The 14,139-nt window shown below is 67.3% G+C and carries 15 protein-coding genes and 1 tRNA gene; 8 read left to right on the forward strand and 8 right to left on the reverse strand.

The genetic code is table 11. From position 1 onward, the window contains the following. Position 1: 1 nt before the first annotated feature. Positions 2–472, reverse strand: a complete 471-nt coding sequence (locus tag BJP32_RS10800) for a phasin family protein (RefSeq protein ID WP_003164441.1) — start codon at positions 470–472, stop codon at positions 2–4. Between the two features lie 268 nt (positions 473–740). Between BJP32_RS10800 and BJP32_RS10805 the strand changes: the two genes are divergently transcribed. Next, complete coding sequence (locus tag BJP32_RS10805; protein WP_046653717.1) at positions 741–2,144, forward strand: D-alanyl-D-alanine carboxypeptidase; 1,404 nt, start codon at positions 741–743, stop codon at positions 2,142–2,144. Positions 2,145–2,160: 16 nt separating this feature from the next. On the opposite strand, the gene BJP32_RS10810 is transcribed toward BJP32_RS10805, so the two are convergent. Both BJP32_RS10810 and BJP32_RS10815 read right to left on the reverse strand, forming a co-directional pair. Continuing rightward, positions 2,161–2,733, reverse strand: coding sequence for a DUF2239 family protein (locus BJP32_RS10810; protein WP_046653718.1), 573 nt, complete (start codon positions 2,731–2,733; stop codon positions 2,161–2,163). Between the two features lie 73 nt (positions 2,734–2,806). After that, positions 2,807–3,163, reverse strand: coding sequence for a phage holin family protein (locus BJP32_RS10815; RefSeq protein ID WP_003164436.1), 357 nt, complete (start codon positions 3,161–3,163; stop codon positions 2,807–2,809). A 113-nt stretch (positions 3,164–3,276) separates the two neighbouring features. On the opposite strand from BJP32_RS10815, the gene BJP32_RS10820 reads away from it, so the two are divergent. Beyond that, positions 3,277–3,714, forward strand: coding sequence for an HIT family protein (locus tag BJP32_RS10820; RefSeq protein WP_046653720.1), 438 nt, complete (start codon positions 3,277–3,279; stop codon positions 3,712–3,714). Between the two features lie 4 nt (positions 3,715–3,718). Here the strand turns inward: BJP32_RS10820 and BJP32_RS10825 are convergent, their stop codons facing one another. Next, the gene (locus BJP32_RS10825; RefSeq protein ID WP_046653721.1) at positions 3,719–4,069 is read right to left on the reverse strand and encodes a DMT family protein; all 351 of its coding nucleotides are present in this window, start codon (positions 4,067–4,069) and stop codon (positions 3,719–3,721) included. Positions 4,070–4,120: 51 nt separating this feature from the next. Here BJP32_RS10825 and BJP32_RS10830 point away from each other — a divergent pair. From BJP32_RS10830 to BJP32_RS10850, 5 genes are all read left to right on the forward strand, one after another. Beyond that, positions 4,121–4,196, forward strand: a tRNA-Thr gene (locus tag BJP32_RS10830). A gap of 166 nt (positions 4,197–4,362) precedes the next feature. Continuing rightward, positions 4,363–4,680 carry a hypothetical protein gene (locus BJP32_RS10835; RefSeq protein WP_046653723.1) on the forward strand — a complete coding sequence of 106 codons (318 nt, stop codon included), beginning with the start codon at positions 4,363–4,365 and terminating at the stop codon, positions 4,678–4,680. A gap of 215 nt (positions 4,681–4,895) precedes the next feature. Next, positions 4,896–5,300 (forward strand): GNAT family N-acetyltransferase, encoded by a 405-nt coding sequence (locus BJP32_RS10840; RefSeq protein ID WP_197733819.1) that lies wholly within the window; start codon positions 4,896–4,898, stop codon positions 5,298–5,300. 107 nt (positions 5,301–5,407) lie between these two features. Further along, positions 5,408–6,034 (forward strand): TetR family transcriptional regulator, encoded by a 627-nt coding sequence (locus BJP32_RS10845; protein WP_046653724.1) that lies wholly within the window; start codon positions 5,408–5,410, stop codon positions 6,032–6,034. 78 nt (positions 6,035–6,112) lie between these two features. Continuing rightward, the gene (locus BJP32_RS10850; protein WP_232463948.1) at positions 6,113–6,652 is read left to right on the forward strand and encodes a cytochrome c family protein; all 540 of its coding nucleotides are present in this window, start codon (positions 6,113–6,115) and stop codon (positions 6,650–6,652) included. A 162-nt stretch (positions 6,653–6,814) separates the two neighbouring features. On the opposite strand, the gene BJP32_RS10855 is transcribed toward BJP32_RS10850, so the two are convergent. The 4 genes from BJP32_RS10855 to BJP32_RS10870 form a co-directional block, all read right to left on the reverse strand. Beyond that, complete coding sequence (locus BJP32_RS10855; RefSeq protein WP_076224078.1) at positions 6,815–10,051, reverse strand: efflux RND transporter permease subunit; 3,237 nt, start codon at positions 10,049–10,051, stop codon at positions 6,815–6,817. Then, positions 10,051–11,199, reverse strand: a complete 1,149-nt coding sequence (locus tag BJP32_RS10860) for an efflux RND transporter periplasmic adaptor subunit (protein ID WP_076224042.1) — start codon at positions 11,197–11,199, stop codon at positions 10,051–10,053. Before BJP32_RS10860 ends, BJP32_RS10855 begins: the two co-directional genes overlap by 1 nt. 110 nt (positions 11,200–11,309) lie before the next feature. Further along, the gene (locus BJP32_RS10865) at positions 11,310–12,035 is read right to left on the reverse strand and encodes a hypothetical protein (RefSeq protein WP_076224044.1); all 726 of its coding nucleotides are present in this window, start codon (positions 12,033–12,035) and stop codon (positions 11,310–11,312) included. A 50-nt stretch (positions 12,036–12,085) separates the two neighbouring features. Then, positions 12,086–12,847 (reverse strand): class II aldolase/adducin family protein, encoded by a 762-nt coding sequence (locus BJP32_RS10870; protein ID WP_076224046.1) that lies wholly within the window; start codon positions 12,845–12,847, stop codon positions 12,086–12,088. Between the two features lie 170 nt (positions 12,848–13,017). Between BJP32_RS10870 and BJP32_RS10875 the strand changes: the two genes are divergently transcribed. Beyond that, positions 13,018–14,124 carry a DUF2336 domain-containing protein gene (locus BJP32_RS10875; RefSeq protein ID WP_076224048.1) on the forward strand — a complete coding sequence of 369 codons (1,107 nt, stop codon included), beginning with the start codon at positions 13,018–13,020 and terminating at the stop codon, positions 14,122–14,124. Positions 14,125–14,139: the final 15 nt, after the last annotated feature.

Genomic DNA, 14,139 nt, shown 5'->3' on the forward strand with positions numbered 1-14,139 from the left:
CTTAGCGGGCGGCCTGGAACTGCTCGACGGCGGCCGAAACGCGCTCATTGATCGGCTTGAAGCTGTCCTTGACCGAGGCGGTCATGGTCTCGGTCGCCTTGCCGAACTCGGCCAGATAGGCCTCGGCGGCCGACTTGGCCCAGTTGGTCTGCAGCTCGAACAGTTCCTGCACCGAGCGGGCCTGCGAGAAGGACTGGGCGGCGGCGACGCCGTCTTCCCAGGACTTCTTGCTGTAGGCCACGGCCTGTTGCGACAGGGCCTCGGCGCCCTTCTGGGCGGCGGCGGCGGATTCGACCACGGCTTCCAGGTTCTTCTTGCCGTGCGCGTTCAGTTCGCTCAGCGAGGCGACGGACTTGTCGACGCCTTCACGGAACGCCTTGGCGCCGGCGGCCTGAATGGATTCAGCCTGGGCCTTGGCCTTGGCGGTGGTTTGTTCGACGGTCTTCTTCACGGTCTCAGCGGCGTCAGCCATGGGGAGTCTCCTGAAGCAAAAGGGTTCTGGCGACAGGCGGGCCCATCGCGACAACGGCGATATGGTGCACCTGCGAAGAAACTTCAAGTGAAATTTGTGCGACGCACAATATGATCGCTGATAACCTGCCCTCTGGATGCGGAGAGCGATCACAAGTCTGTTGACGCGTCGTTAACCCTCTCGAAACCGGGGAAGCGGATGTTAGCCTTTGTAACGTGCGTGATCGCAGCCGTCTTCGCGCCACAGTGACGAGGCTAGTAGCTTGCCCATGAACGCCCTATTCCGCCGACGTTTCCTGGCCGCCCTGGTCCTGGGCGGAATCATCCTGACGCCGACGATCGGCGTCGCGCCGCCGGAAGCGCAGTCGTCCGATAGTCGGTATGCGGCCATCGTGGTCGACGCCGCTTCGGGTGAAGTCCTGTTCTCGCGTTTCGCCGACGCGCGACGCTATCCGGCCTCCATCACCAAGGTCATGACCCTGTATCTGGCGTTCGAGGCGCTGGAGTCGGGCAAGGTCAACCTGAACGACAACCTGACCGTCTCGCCGCGCGCGGCGTCGCAGCCGCCGTCCAAGCTGGGCCTGGCGGCCGGTCAGACGATCAGCCTGGACGACGCCATGCGCGCCACGGCCGTCCGCAGCGCCAACGACATGGCCGTGGTCATCGCCGAGCACATCGGCGGCTCGGAAGGCCGATTCACCCAGATGATGACGGAAAAGGCGCGCGAACTGGGGATGGAGCAGACCCGCTTCACCACTGCCAACGGCCTGCCTGACACGCGCCAGGCGACCACGGCGCGCGACCTGTCGATCCTCAGCCGCGCGGTCATGCGCGACTATCCGCAATACTACCGCTACCTCGGCCTGCATGACTGGTTCTACAAAGGCCGGGACTACCGCAACACCAACGGCCTGCTGGCCACCGGGCGCGGCTATGACGGCATCAAGACCGGCTTCACCAACGCCTCCGGCTACAATCTCGCGGCGTCCTCGGTGCGCGACGGCAAGCGGATCATCACCATCGTCATGGGCGGCCGCTCGACCAAGAGCCGCAACGACCACGTCGCCGAACTGATGGACACCGGCTTCGAGGTTCAGCGTCGCCGCGGCCAGGGCGAGCGCATCCAACTGGCCCAGGCCTTCTTCGAACAGCGCGGCTTTGGGATCAGCGCCGCCCCCTCGCTGCCCGTCGCCTACGCCTCCCTGTCGGATGAGGACGGCGAAGGCGTCGGCTCATCGACCGAGGTGGCCTATGTCGCCGGTCCGCCGCCGCGCAACCTGCCGACCGAGGTGACGCCGCCGCCATCGGCGCGCCGCGCCGAGAACCGCCCGCCCGAAAGCCTGACCGCCGCCCTCAACGGCGGTTCGGCCGCCGCGCCGGCGGCGCCGGCCCGCGCGACCCGCAACACCTCTGCGCGCGCCGCCGCTCCGGCTCCGGCCGGCCGCTGGACTGTCCAGGTCGGCGCCTTCCGCGAGGAAGCCGTCGCCCGCGACTGGCTGAACGACGTCAGCCGCCGCTTCCGCACCCAATTCTCGAGCGCCCAGCGCGACGTGCAGACGGCGAACGGCTGGTATCGGTCGCGCTTCACCGGCATGACCCAGCAGTCGGCCGAGGCGGCGTGCGAGGCCCTGTCCGAGCGTCGCGTCACCTGCATGGTGATCCGCCCCAGCTGACCTCAGCGTCCAGACCTTAGCGTCCCTGGCCGTTGCGCCAGCCCGGCTCCGCCAGACGCCGAGCGTAATCACGCACGTCCACGGGCCAGGCCTCCGTCCAGGCGTCGAACGCCGTCCAGTCGCCCGCGAACAGCATCCGCACGGCCTCTTCATAGTCCAGCAGATCGCCCGCCACGGCGGTCATGAAGCGATAGGCCGCCTCACGGCTGCGACGCATCCGATCCGGCGCCTCCGCCTCGCGAAGGGCGGTTTCGACCAGTTTGCGCAAGGCGACCGACGCCCCGCCCGGCTGGGACGCCAGCCAGTCCCAATGGCGGGGCAGCAAGGTGACTTCGCGCGCGGTCACGCCCAGCTTCGGCCGCCCCGGCCCGCGCTTCTCAGGTTCAGGCTGCGACGGCTCGGGCGGTAGTCTCGCCAGCACCGCCGCAAGATCGCCGCGCAAATCCAGGTCCACCGGCTGCGCATCCTCATCCCGAAAGATCAGAACCGCCCGTCCGGAGTCGTGCGCGGCCTTCACCGCACCCGCGACCTGAGCCAACGGCCCGGTCGCGATCATCGTATGGCCGTCGAAGGCCGTGCACAGAGTCATAATCCGTCCTCGCTTTGTTGAGGAAGGAATTACCCGGATGATATTATCGCGTCAATATTGCCCGGGTAATTTATTATCTCCGCTCGTCCACGCCCCCGAACAGGGCGCCGGCGATCCAGCTGACGACGCCGGTGACGATGGCCGCGCCGATCCCGGCCCACAGACCGTCGACGACGAAGCCGCCAAGGAACATGGCCGTCAGACCGATCATGGCGGCGTTCACCACCAGCAGGAACAGGCCGAAGGTGACGATGGTCAGCGGCAGGGTCAGGATCACCATCAGCGGCCGCACGAAGGCGTTGACCACGCCCAGGATGACCGCCGCCGCGATCAGCGAGCCGGTCGAGGTGAACTCCACCCCCGGCACCAGCTTGGCCGAGGCCCACAGGCCGATCGCCGTGACCACGGCCTGAACGATGAAACCCAGCATGACGCCTCCAACTGAAGAACCTTGACCATATAAGCGCATATCGCGGCGTTCCGCTCCGTGCGTCCGGCAAGATCGCCTGCTAGGCTGAGCGCCCTACCCCGAAGGAGACCCTCATGAGCCTTCACGGCGCCTACGACCCGGACAACATCTTCGCCAAGATCCTGCGCGGCGACATGCCCAGCGTGAAGGTGTGGGAGGACGACGACGTCCTGGCCTTCATGGACGTGTTTCCCCAGTCTGAAGGGCACGTCCTGGTCGTGTCCAAGACGTCGACCGCCCGCAACATCCTGGAGATCGAGCCCGAGACCCTGGCCAAGCTGACCTCCGCCGTCCAGCGCACGGCCCGCGCGGTCGAAAAGGCGCTGAAGCCCGAAGGCCTCAGCCTGATGCAGTTCAACGGCGACGCGGGCGGCCAGACGGTCTTCCACCTGCATTTCCACATCGTGCCGCGCTGGGCCGATCGCCCGATGAAGGGTCATGGCCACGCCCCCATGGCCGACGCCGAACAGTTGAAAATCCTGGCGCAGAAGATCGCGGCCGCGCTGGACTGACCGCCTACAGCGGTCCCTTGAAGATGAAGAAGGCGCCGCCGGCGATCAGGGCGAAGCCGATCAGGTGGTTCACCGTCAGCTTCTCCCCCAGATACATCACCGAGAAGATCGCGAAGACCAGCAGGGTGATCACCTCCTGCATGGTCTTCAACTCGGCCGCCGAGTAGACCTGATGGCCGATGCGATTGGCGGGCACGGCCAGCCAGTATTCGAAGAAGGCGATCCCCCAACTGATCAGAACCACGATCCACAGCGGCTTGGCCCCGAATTTCAGGTGGCCGTACCAGGCGAAGGTCATGAAGACGTTGGACAGCGCCAGCATGACGATGGGCGCGAGATAGGGCAGCGAGGGCATTCGATCAGTGTGCTTGCGTCAAAGAGATTCCGCCAGCATAAGGCGGGCCACGCCGGTTTAGCTCAGCTGGTAGAGCAGCGGTTTTGTAAACCGAAGGTCGCGGGTTCGATCCCTGCAACCGGCACCACCCTCTCCCGATCAGACCGGGAATGATCAGGCCCGCACGTAGCGAGATGCGACGCGGTTATCCGTATCGACGGATCGCGATTCCTCACGCTACCATCCGCCGACGACGTTCGACGCCCAGGGCCTTCGCTCGCCCGCCCGTCGTTTGGCCGCCCTAAAGGATGAAAATGCGAAAATTCACCCTGCTGCTCGCTCTGCTCGTGATGGTTCCGACGGCTGTCGAGGCCCAAGCACGGCGGCAGAGGGTTCCGGACCCCGATCCCCAGCACCGCGCTACGGATTGGGTTCCGCTTTCTCAATCAATGACCGAATTGCTGAATACAGGCTGGAAGATCATCTCGCATACCAACTATCGGACCGAGATGTACAACCCCAATACAGAGTCGTTCTCCTTCATTCTCACGAACGGCGACCGATACGTCCTCTGTATGATCGACGACCCGGTCATGAACAACTCCACCTCTAAATGCCGCGCTCTGAACTAGCAGAACGCCGATTTCAAACCGGCAGGACGACGAACAGCCCGTCACGGCGTTCGCGAGACGAGGGCCCTCGCCTCCTCTCCCGCGCCTCAGGCGTTCGGCGTCCATACGTCGCAGGGCGAAGCATGGAGAGGCTTTGCAATATGCCGTCCATGTCTCCTGAAAATGAAATCTCTTTCCGCCGCATCACCTCTGAAAATGTCAGCGAAGTCTGCGAGTTGAGCGAAACTCTGTCGCCGGCGCAACGCGCTGTCGTCGCCGATAACGGCGTGTCCATCGCCGAGGGTTTCTGTTCCGAAGCGACATGGCTTCGAGCGATCTACCTGGACGAAACACTCGTCGGCCTGGTCATGGTCAACGACGGCGACGAGTGGGACGACGGCATCGACTGCGACGGCCCCTATCTGTGGCGCCTGATGATCGCAGGCCCGCACCAGGGCGCGGGCGTCGGCCGCCGGGTCGTCGAGATGGTGAAGCAGCGCCTGCGTCGTCGCGGCTACGCCACGCTCTTCACCAGCTACGGCCTGGGCGAAGGCAGCCCCGAGGGCTTCTATCGCCGTCTGGGCTTCGTGCCCACGGGCGGTTTCTTCGGCGACGAGGTCGAGGTCTGCGCCACCCTGTAGGGCCCGTCGCGGCCCGAGTCGCGCTTGTCGCAGAGGGCGGAAGCCGCTAGGCCTTCGCCTTCTCCCCTTTTCGGCCCGTTTCCATCGCAACTTCGGCCGCCTCCCACATGTCCGAGACGACCAACAAGCTGGGTCACAAGATCCGCACACGGGGCGCCCGCACCCGGCGCGCCCTGCTGGACGCTCTGCGCAGACTGCTGAACAGCAAGCATCTGGGCGAAATCCGTCCCGCCGACGTGGCGGCGGCGGCGGGGGTGTCGGCGCCGACCTTCTACACCTACTTCGCTTCGGTCGAGGAAGGCCTGCTGCTGCTGTGCGAAGAAGCAGGCGAGGACTTCCAGCGGCTGGCTGCGCACATCCACGCCGACTGGTCCGGCGAGCGCGCCTTCGAGGCGGCGCGCGCCTATGTGCTGGAGGTTCTGGGCCTATGGAGCGATCACGGCCCGGTGCTGCGGGTCGAGCACATGCTGGCCGACATGGGCGAGCCCGCGTTCGCCGAGAGCCGCATCCGCCGCCTGCGTCGCCTGCACCTGGCGCTGGAGCGCCGTATCGCCCAGGCCCACGCCAGCGGCCTGCATCCCGAGGGGCTCAATCCCCGCCTGACCTCCTATGAGACGGCGAACCTGGTGGAATCCGTTGCGGCGGGCTTCGAACTGATGCGCCGCGCCGATACGCCGGAAGCCATCATCGACACCACCGCCCACATCGTGGTGAAGCTGACCACCGGGCGCTGACGCCCTCGCTTGGACAAGCTGTCCATTGCGACGGCGCCCTCATGGGCTAAAGCATGCCCCTCGGCCAAGGAGTGCGTCATGTTCCGTCTTTCGTCCTTCCCCACGATCCGCCGCGCGTCCGGCCCGGCCGTCGTGCTGGCCGCCGCGCTAACAGGCTCTCTGGGCCTCACGGCCTGCGGCCAAGGCGCCGAAGGTTCGGGCACCAGCGCGGCCGAAGCCCCCAAGCCCCCCGCGCTGACCGAGGCCGAGAAAGCCGCCCTGCTGGCCTCCCTGCCCGCCCCTTATGACCAGGCGGATCTGGAGAACGGCCGCCGCGCCTTCGCCCGCTGTCGTTCGTGCCACACCATCACGCCGGGCGGGCCGAACATGACGGGCCCCAACCTCTATGGCGTCTTCGGCAGCGAGGCGGGCGCGCGGGACAAGTACAGCTATTCCCACGCCCTGCGGACAGCGGACTTCACCTGGGACGCCGAGACCCTGGACCATTGGCTGCAGAATCCACGCACCTTCCTGCCCGGCAATAAGATGAGCTTCGCCGGCCTGCCCGACGCCACGGACCGTCGCGACGTGATCGCCTTCCTGAAGGTCGAGACGGGGTTCAAGCCGACTGGCGAGTGAGCAACGCCTAGCCTTCTCCCCTTGCGGGAGAAGGTGGCCGAGCAGAGCGAGGTCGGATGAGGAGTTGCGGGACGCCTGACGCGCGTCCCTTCATCTGAGGTCGCAAAACCCCTCATCCGTCTGCCTTCGGCAGCCACCTTCTCCCACAAGGGTAGAAGGAAACTACTCCGCCGGGCTCATGTCCGGCTCGAGGCCGTCGCGCTTCTCCTGCGCTTCCCATTCCTCGATCTTGCGGGCGGTGTATTCCGGCGACTTGGTGAAGCGCGCCAGCACGCCGTAGATCACCGGCACCACGAACAGAGTCAGCACCGTCGCGAACATGGCGCCGGTGAAGATCACCACGCCGATGGTCTGACGGCTGCCCGCCCCCGCCCCTTGCCAAAGCACCAGCGGCAGGGCGCCGAAGGCGGTGGCGATCGAAGTCATGATGATCGGACGCAGGCGCAGCGACGAGGACTCGATGATCGCCTCGCGGATGCTCCGCCCCTGATCGCGCAGCTGGTTGGCGAACTCGACGATCAGGATGCCGTTCTTGGCGGCCACGCCGATCAGGATGATCAGGCCGATCTGGCTATAGATGTTCAGGCTGGAGCCCGCCATCAACAGACCGAACAGCCCGCCCGCCGCCGCCAGCGGCACCGTCAGCATGATGACCGCCGGTGTGATCCAGCTCTCGAACTGGGCCGCCAGAACCAGGAAGACCAGCAGCAGGGCCAGGGCGAAGGCCCAGCCGACGGCGCTGCCCGCCTCCTGCTGATCGCGCGCGGCCCCGCCCCAGCGGATATTGGTCACGCCCTGCGGCTGCTTGGCGACCTCGGCGTTCAGGAACTGCACCGCGTCATCAATGGTCATGCCGGGATTAAGGTCGGCCGCCAGGGTGATCGCCCGCTGGCGATCCAAACGACGACGGTCCGGCGTATCGCCCGAAGTCTTGGTCGAGACCACGGCGGACAACGGCACCAGTTGGGCCGTGCCGGTCGAGACATAGAGCGACTCCAGGTCCGTCACTTCGCGGCGATTGTCGCGCTCGGTCTGCAGGATGACGTCGTATTCCTGACCGCCCTTGATGTAGGTCGTGGCGCGGCGCGAACCGAACATGGTTTCCAGCGTGCGGCCGATCTGTTGCGAGGAGACGCCCAGGGCGGCCGCCTTCTGAGGATCGACGTCGACTAGCAGGCGCGGCGCGTTCGGCTCATAGTTCAGGCGCGGACGCGAGAAGCCGGGGTTCTCCTGCGCCGCCGCCAAGATGGGCTGCAGCCAGTTGTAGATGGCGGCGTATTCCGAACCCGTGACGACCATCTCGACCGAGTTGGAGTTGCCGCCGCCCCGCTGGAAGGCGCCGGGCGTCGAGGCGTTGACCTGGGCGCCGGTCTGGTTGCGCAGCTTGCCGTTCAGCTCCTGGGCGATCTGGTCGGCCGAGCGGTCGCGCTCGGACCAGTCGGACAAGTTCAAAATCGCGCTGCCCGAGCTGAAGCCGGAACCGCCGAAACCAGGCGAGGACACCAGGAAGTTGGCCGCTTCGCCGTTCTCACGATACTCGGCCAGGATCGGCTCCAGCCCCAGCATGATCTCGCGCGTGTAGTCGAAGCCCGTGCCCTCAGGCCCGGCGATGCGAAGCGTCACGCGCCCGCGGTCCTCGTTCGGCACAAGCTCGTTCGGCAGGTGCAGGAAAATGCCTGTAGCCCCCGCCGCGACCAGCACGATGACGGCCGCCACCCCGCCGACAGCGATGCGTCGGCCCAGCAGGGCGTCAAGCGAAGCCGCATAGGACCGCTTCAGGGCGTCCATGCCCGCATCCACGCGCCGCGCAACCCAGCCGCCGGTGTGCGCCGGCTTCAGGATCTTGGACGCCAGCATGGGCGACAGGCTGAGCGCCAGGAAGGCCGAGAAGGCCACGGCCGCTGCAATGGCCGCCGCCAGTTCCACGAACAGGCGCCCGACGTAGCCCGGCAGGAACAGCAGCGGCGCGAACACGGACAGCAGCACGATCGTCGTCGCCACGACGGCGAAGAAGACCTGACGCGCGCCGCGCTCGGCGGCCACCAACGGCGGCTCGCCGTGATCCAGACGGCGCTGGATGTTCTCGACCACGACGATGGCGTCATCGACGACCAAGCCGATGGCCAGCACCAGGGCCAGCAGGGTCAGCAGGTTCAGCGAGAACCCCAGCGGCGCCAGGACGATGAAGGTCGCCAGAAGGCAGATAGGCGCCACCACCGACGGGATGATCGCCGCACGCAGGCTGCCCAGGAAGATGAAGTTGACCAGGGCCACCAGGGCCATGGAGATGCCGATGGTGATCCACACCTCGTCAATGGCGTGCGAGGTGAAGACCGAGTTGTCGGAGCCGACCTCCAGCGTCGTGCCGGGCGGCAGGCTGGGGGCGATCTCTTCCATCAGCTTGCGCGCGCCTTCGGAGATCTGCAGGTCGTTGGACTGGGCCTGACGGGTGACGGCCAGGCCGATCTGATCGACGCCGTTGCCGCGGAACAGGCGGCGCGCCTCGGCGGGCGCCTCCTCGATCCGGGCGATGTCCCCCAGACGGGTGACGTAGGCGGCGTTGCCGATCAGGGCGCCGGTGACGCCGTTGGTCATGGCCGCCGAGGCCGCGCCCAGGGTGCCCGACGCCTGCGCGCCCGTGGCGGTCGAGGCCGAGCCGCGCGTGCCGATGGGCAGTTGGGCGAAATCGGCCGGGTCGGCGTAGTTGCGCGCCACGCGGACGGTGTAGTCCTTCTGCGCCGACTCCAGCGCGCCTGCGGGCAGTTCGACGTTCTGGCTGTTCAGCGCATTCTCGACATCTGTAACGGTGAGCCCCCGCGCCGCCATGGCCCCGGCGTCCAGCCAGATGCGCATGGCGTAGCGTTGCTCGCCGAAGATGTTGACCTGAGCCACACCCGGCACGGTGGCGAAGCGATCCACCAGATAGCGGCGGGCGTAGTCGGTCAGCTCCATTCGGTCCATTGTCGTGGAGCGCAGGAACATGATCATGATCGGCTGGCTGTCGGAATCGGCCTTGGCCACTTCCGGCGGGTCGGCCTGATCCGGCAAGCGGCCCAGCACGCGCGAGATGCGATCGCGCACGTCATTGGCCGCATCGTCGATATTGCGGTCCAGCGAGAACTCGATGTTCACGTTGGAGCGGCCGTCGCGGCTGGTCGAGTTGATGCGCTCGACGCCCTGGATGCCGGCGATCTGCTGCTCGATCGGCTCGGTGATCCGGCTCTCGATCACCTCGGCCGAGGCGCCGGCGTAGTTGGTGCTGACCGACACGACCGGCGGGTCCACGTCCGGCAGTTCGCGCACGGGCAGGAAGAAGAAGGCCGCGGCGCCGATGACGCACAGGACGATGGCCGCCACCGCCGCAAAGACGGGGCGCCGGACCGAAACATCGGACAGCATCATGGGCGGGCCGCCTGCGACGCGCGTGCGCCGCCCTTGGCTGGAGCGCCGCGCTGCTGACCTTCGGCGCCTTCGACGGTGACGGGGGCGCCCGGTTGGATGCGGTTCAAGCCGGACGCGACGATGCGGTCGTTATTGCCCAGGCCCGAGACGATCTCGACAAAGCCGCTCTCGACGGCGCCGGTCTGGACCTCGACGCGCTGGGCGGTCGTGCCCGTTTCGCCGCGCGCGATGCGATAGACGAAGGCGCCCTGGCCCTCATACTGAACAGCCGCCTCAGGCACGGCCAGGCTCTGTCGGCGCCCCTGGTGAACGGCGACGCGCATCATCATGCCCGGGCGGATGCGGTTTCCAGGGTTGGGGAATTCGGCGCGGGCGATGACGGCGCGGGTTTGTTCATTGACCCGCGTATCCAGCAAGGCGATGCGGCCGTTGAACTCTTCGCCGGGGAAGGCGTCCGTGGTCGCCGTGATCGGCGCGCCCACGGGCAGGACGCCCAGATAGCGTTCCGGCATGGGGAAGTCGACGCGAACGCCGCTGGTGTCGTCCAGGGTGGTGATGACCGCGCCCGGCGAGATCAGGGTGCCCGGCGTGACCGACGTCAGGCCCAGCACGCCGGCGAAGGGCGCGCGCAGGATACGGTCTCCGCGACGCGCTTCCGACGCCGCCATGGCCGCCTGGGCCGTCTTCAGCGCCGTTTCAGCCGTTTCGGCCATGACGCGCGGCGCCACGCCGCGTTCAGCCAGGATGCGATAGCGATCGTACTCGCGCTGGGCGTTCTCCAGCTGGGCGCGCGCGCGGATCAGATCCGCGTCTTCCTCGCGCGCCTGCAACTCGACCAGGGGCGCCCCCGCCGCCACGGCCTGGCCGTCGGTGAACATAACCCGGGTCACCAGTTCGGTCGTGTTCGAGGTGATGTTGACCGAGCGGCGGCTGCGGGCCACGCCCAGCACGCGGATCTGGTCAGCGAATTCGCGACGCCCCGCCACAACCTCGGCGACGATCTGGCCACGGCCGGCGCCCGGTCCCCCCGGACCGCGCTGCTGGCCTGCGTCACCGCCGCCGGCCGCGATCTTGATGATCGCCGCCACGACCATCAGCCCCAATACGCAGGCTGCGCCGATAATGAAAAAATGGCGTTTGAACACGCGACGCAGTCTCCCCGACAACAAGCGCCCCCGCTTAACGGGTCACCGCCGTTACGCAAATAACGTATCTGTAACGTGGCGAACCTCGGATTCCGTCGCGGAAATCGGGACTAAAATCGACGCCAGATTCCGATGACAGGCCCTCTGCCCGCAGGAATTTCACGACCCGAAACGGCCTGTCGCCAGCCAGCCTGCAGCCGCCAGTCTCCGAACCGACGCACCACCGAGGCCTCCAGCGACAGCCAGCGCGCCGCGCCGTCGCCATCCGCCGCCCCGCCGAAGGCCTGCGCCATCACCATCCAGTCCTGGTTGAGGTGCGCCCCGGCCGTCGCATCCGCGCGCGTCTCGTCGGGCAAACCCGACCGCCAGCGCCGCGCCGCTTGGAGATCAATAAATCCGCGATCAAAGGACCGGCCCGCCAGAAGCCGCACCTCGACGTCGCTGTCTCCCGCGCCCGGCGGAGCGTAGCCGGCGTTGCGTCCCGCCCCGCCCTCGGCGTAGCCGACATAGACGGCCGCGACGTTGCGATCGTCGCGATAGGCCTGCCAGCGCACGCCCATCTCGATCGGCCCCAGCCCCTGATAGTCGAGGAACTCGTCGCGCCCGTCCTGCCATTCGCCCTTGGCTTGAAGAGTGAAGCGGTCGCTCAAGCCATATTCGACGAACACGCTGGCCGCGATGTCGCGCCGCCCGCCCGGCAAGTCGGCCCGCCCGCCGTCGGAGGTGAAATAGTCCTCGGCGCGGATATTCTCGTATTTGACGATGATCTCGCCCTGCCCCTTCGGCAGATTCCAGGCGCCGGCGTGGGCCGCCTCAGCGCCGGACAGCGCAACCAATCCGACCCAAAGGCCGACGCCTCCCCTCCCTCGCACGGCCCCACCCTTTGCTAGATGTCGTAACCGGGCGATTTTCGCTGCAGCTGGCGCAGGGCGCCAGGCCAGGCCAGGGAGGAGACAAAGCCGATCCCCCGGCCCTGCTCCTTGGTTTCGGCCTGGGCGGCGTCAGGCGCGATCAGAACGTTGTCGCGTCCCGCCGACAGAGCCGCGACCTGCTGGGCGCAGGCGCGTTCCAGGAAGAATATCCCAACCCAGGCCTCCGCCGCCGTGTTCCCGACCGCCAGGGTGCCGTGATTGCGCAGCAGCATCAGCGGCTTGTCGCCCAGGTCCGCCACCAGCCGCTCGCGCTCGTCGTGGTTCAGGGCCAGGCCTTCATAGCCGTGATAGGCGACCTGATGCTGCAGCAGGCAGGCGTTCTGGCTGATCGGCAGCAGGCCGTCCTTCTGCGCCGCGACGCCCACGCCGTTCACGGTGTGCAGATGAATGACGAAATGCGCCTCTTCGCGCGCCGCATGGACCGCCGAATGGATGGTGAAGCCCGCCGGGTTGATGAAGCTGGTCGTGTCCTGAACGACATTGCCGTCCAGATCGACCTTCACCAGGGAAGAGGCTGTAATTTCATCGAAATACCAGCCGTATGGATTGATGAGGAAGTGATGCTCCGGTCCCGGCACGCGGGCCGAGATATGGGTGAAGATCATGTCGTCCCACCCGTTCAGCGCCACCAGGCGGTACAGCGCGGCCAGTTCGACCCGCACCTTCCACTCCGCCTCGGAAACCTGGGATTTGAGCGACCGCGCCGCGTCCGTCATTGGCCTTCCCCTTATCAGCGTTCAGATGAGCCTCTCTCCGCTCCGGCCCGGCGTCAAGTCGCCGACCGCCGCCGAAGAACCGAAACGGAAGACTTCATTAACCCTGTTTTCATCGACACGAGCGAACACTGTCCGCCGGCGGCGCGGCCGCATCGTCAGGGGGATGTTTCGTGGACTCAATCGAGGCGTTCGCGCCCTCCCCGCGTAGCGAGCCCCTGCCGCTGGCCAGCCTTCACCAACTGATCGATTTGGCCGCCGGACGGCCGCCGGAAGAACAGCAGCGCCTGTTGCTGGGCGTGGCGGACCTCTACTGCTCGGTCGGCGGCCAGGCTGGCGCGCCGCCTGCCCTGACCGAGGTCTTCGTCGCCATGGTCCGCGCCGCCGAGCAGGATATCCGCCGCGCCCTGGCCGAACGTCTGGCGGACGCCGCCTGGGCGCCGGCGGACCTGGTGCGCCTGCTGGCCGCCGACGCCATAGAGATCGCCCGCCCGGTGATCGCCGCCAGCCCCCTGCTGCTCGACGCCGACCTGCTGACCCTGCTGGAGGAAGCCTCGCTGGACCATCAGGTCCAGGTGGCCCTGCGCCCCGATCTCGGCCCCCTGCCCGCCCGCGCCATCCTCGATCGCGGCGAGCCGGCCGTCCTGACCGCCCTGGCCGTCAACGGGACGGCGCGGCTGGAAGCCGCCGACATGGCTCGATTGGTGGAGCAGGCGCGGTCCATCGCCGCCCTGCGCGCGCCGCTGACGCGACATCCCCGGTTGAACGAGGATCTGGCCCTGCGTCTCTATCAGTGGGTCGGCGAGGCCCTGAAGCAGGCCATCTCCCAGCGCTTCAGCCTGGACGCCGCCGCCCTGGCGACGGCGGTCGCCGCAGCGGCCCAGCAAGTGGCCGAGACCACGCCCGATCACGCCGCCGCCCAGTTGGCCGCCAAGCTGCATGCGGCGGGACAACTGCGCCCCGCCACCCTGATGCGGGCGCTGCGGGAAGAGAAACTCGACCTCTTCGTCCACGCCCTGACCATGCTGAGCGGTCTGGAGACCGAAGCGCTACGGCGCGCCCTGCGCGGCGACACCGCCCGACCGCTTTTTCTGGCCTGCACCGCCGCAGGGCTGGATCGCGCCGCCTTCCCCGCCCTGCTGCGCGAGGTTCGTCGGTTGAACCACGGCCTGCCGCATGATCCTGACGGCGAGGCCTGGCGCCCGGCGCAGCGGTCGACCACGCAGGCGGCCTATGAATTTCGTCTGCTGATGGCGACTGAAGGCGGGTCGACCGTTTGACAGCGCGCCTCCGCT

This window comes from Brevundimonas sp. ZS04 (genome assembly GCF_001956865.1).
Classification (GTDB): domain Bacteria; phylum Pseudomonadota; class Alphaproteobacteria; order Caulobacterales; family Caulobacteraceae; genus Brevundimonas; species Brevundimonas diminuta.

Bases quoted from the DNA above. Each gene is read 5' to 3' on its own strand.
- BJP32_RS10870 (WP_076224046.1), bottom strand. From the start codon at position 12,847: ATGACGGACGCGGCGCGGTCGCTCAAATCCCAGGTTTCCGAGGCGGAG.
- BJP32_RS10810 (WP_046653718.1), bottom strand. From the start codon at position 2,733: ATGACTCTGTGCACGGCCTTCGACGGCCATACGATGATCGCGACCGGG.
- BJP32_RS10815 (WP_003164436.1), bottom strand. From the start codon at position 3,163: ATGCTGGGTTTCATCGTTCAGGCCGTGGTCACGGCGATCGGCCTGTGG.
- BJP32_RS10835 (WP_046653723.1), top strand. From the start codon at position 4,363: ATGCGAAAATTCACCCTGCTGCTCGCTCTGCTCGTGATGGTTCCGACG.
- BJP32_RS10825 (WP_046653721.1), bottom strand. From the start codon at position 4,069: ATGCCCTCGCTGCCCTATCTCGCGCCCATCGTCATGCTGGCGCTGTCC.
- BJP32_RS10850 (WP_232463948.1), top strand. From the start codon at position 6,113: ATGTTCCGTCTTTCGTCCTTCCCCACGATCCGCCGCGCGTCCGGCCCG.
- BJP32_RS10800 (WP_003164441.1), bottom strand. From the start codon at position 472: ATGGCTGACGCCGCTGAGACCGTGAAGAAGACCGTCGAACAAACCACC.
- BJP32_RS10820 (WP_046653720.1), top strand. From the start codon at position 3,277: ATGAGCCTTCACGGCGCCTACGACCCGGACAACATCTTCGCCAAGATC.
- BJP32_RS10855 (WP_076224078.1), bottom strand. From the start codon at position 10,051: ATGCTGTCCGATGTTTCGGTCCGGCGCCCCGTCTTTGCGGCGGTGGCG.
- BJP32_RS10845 (WP_046653724.1), top strand. From the start codon at position 5,408: ATGTCCGAGACGACCAACAAGCTGGGTCACAAGATCCGCACACGGGGC.
- BJP32_RS10805 (WP_046653717.1), top strand. From the start codon at position 741: ATGAACGCCCTATTCCGCCGACGTTTCCTGGCCGCCCTGGTCCTGGGC.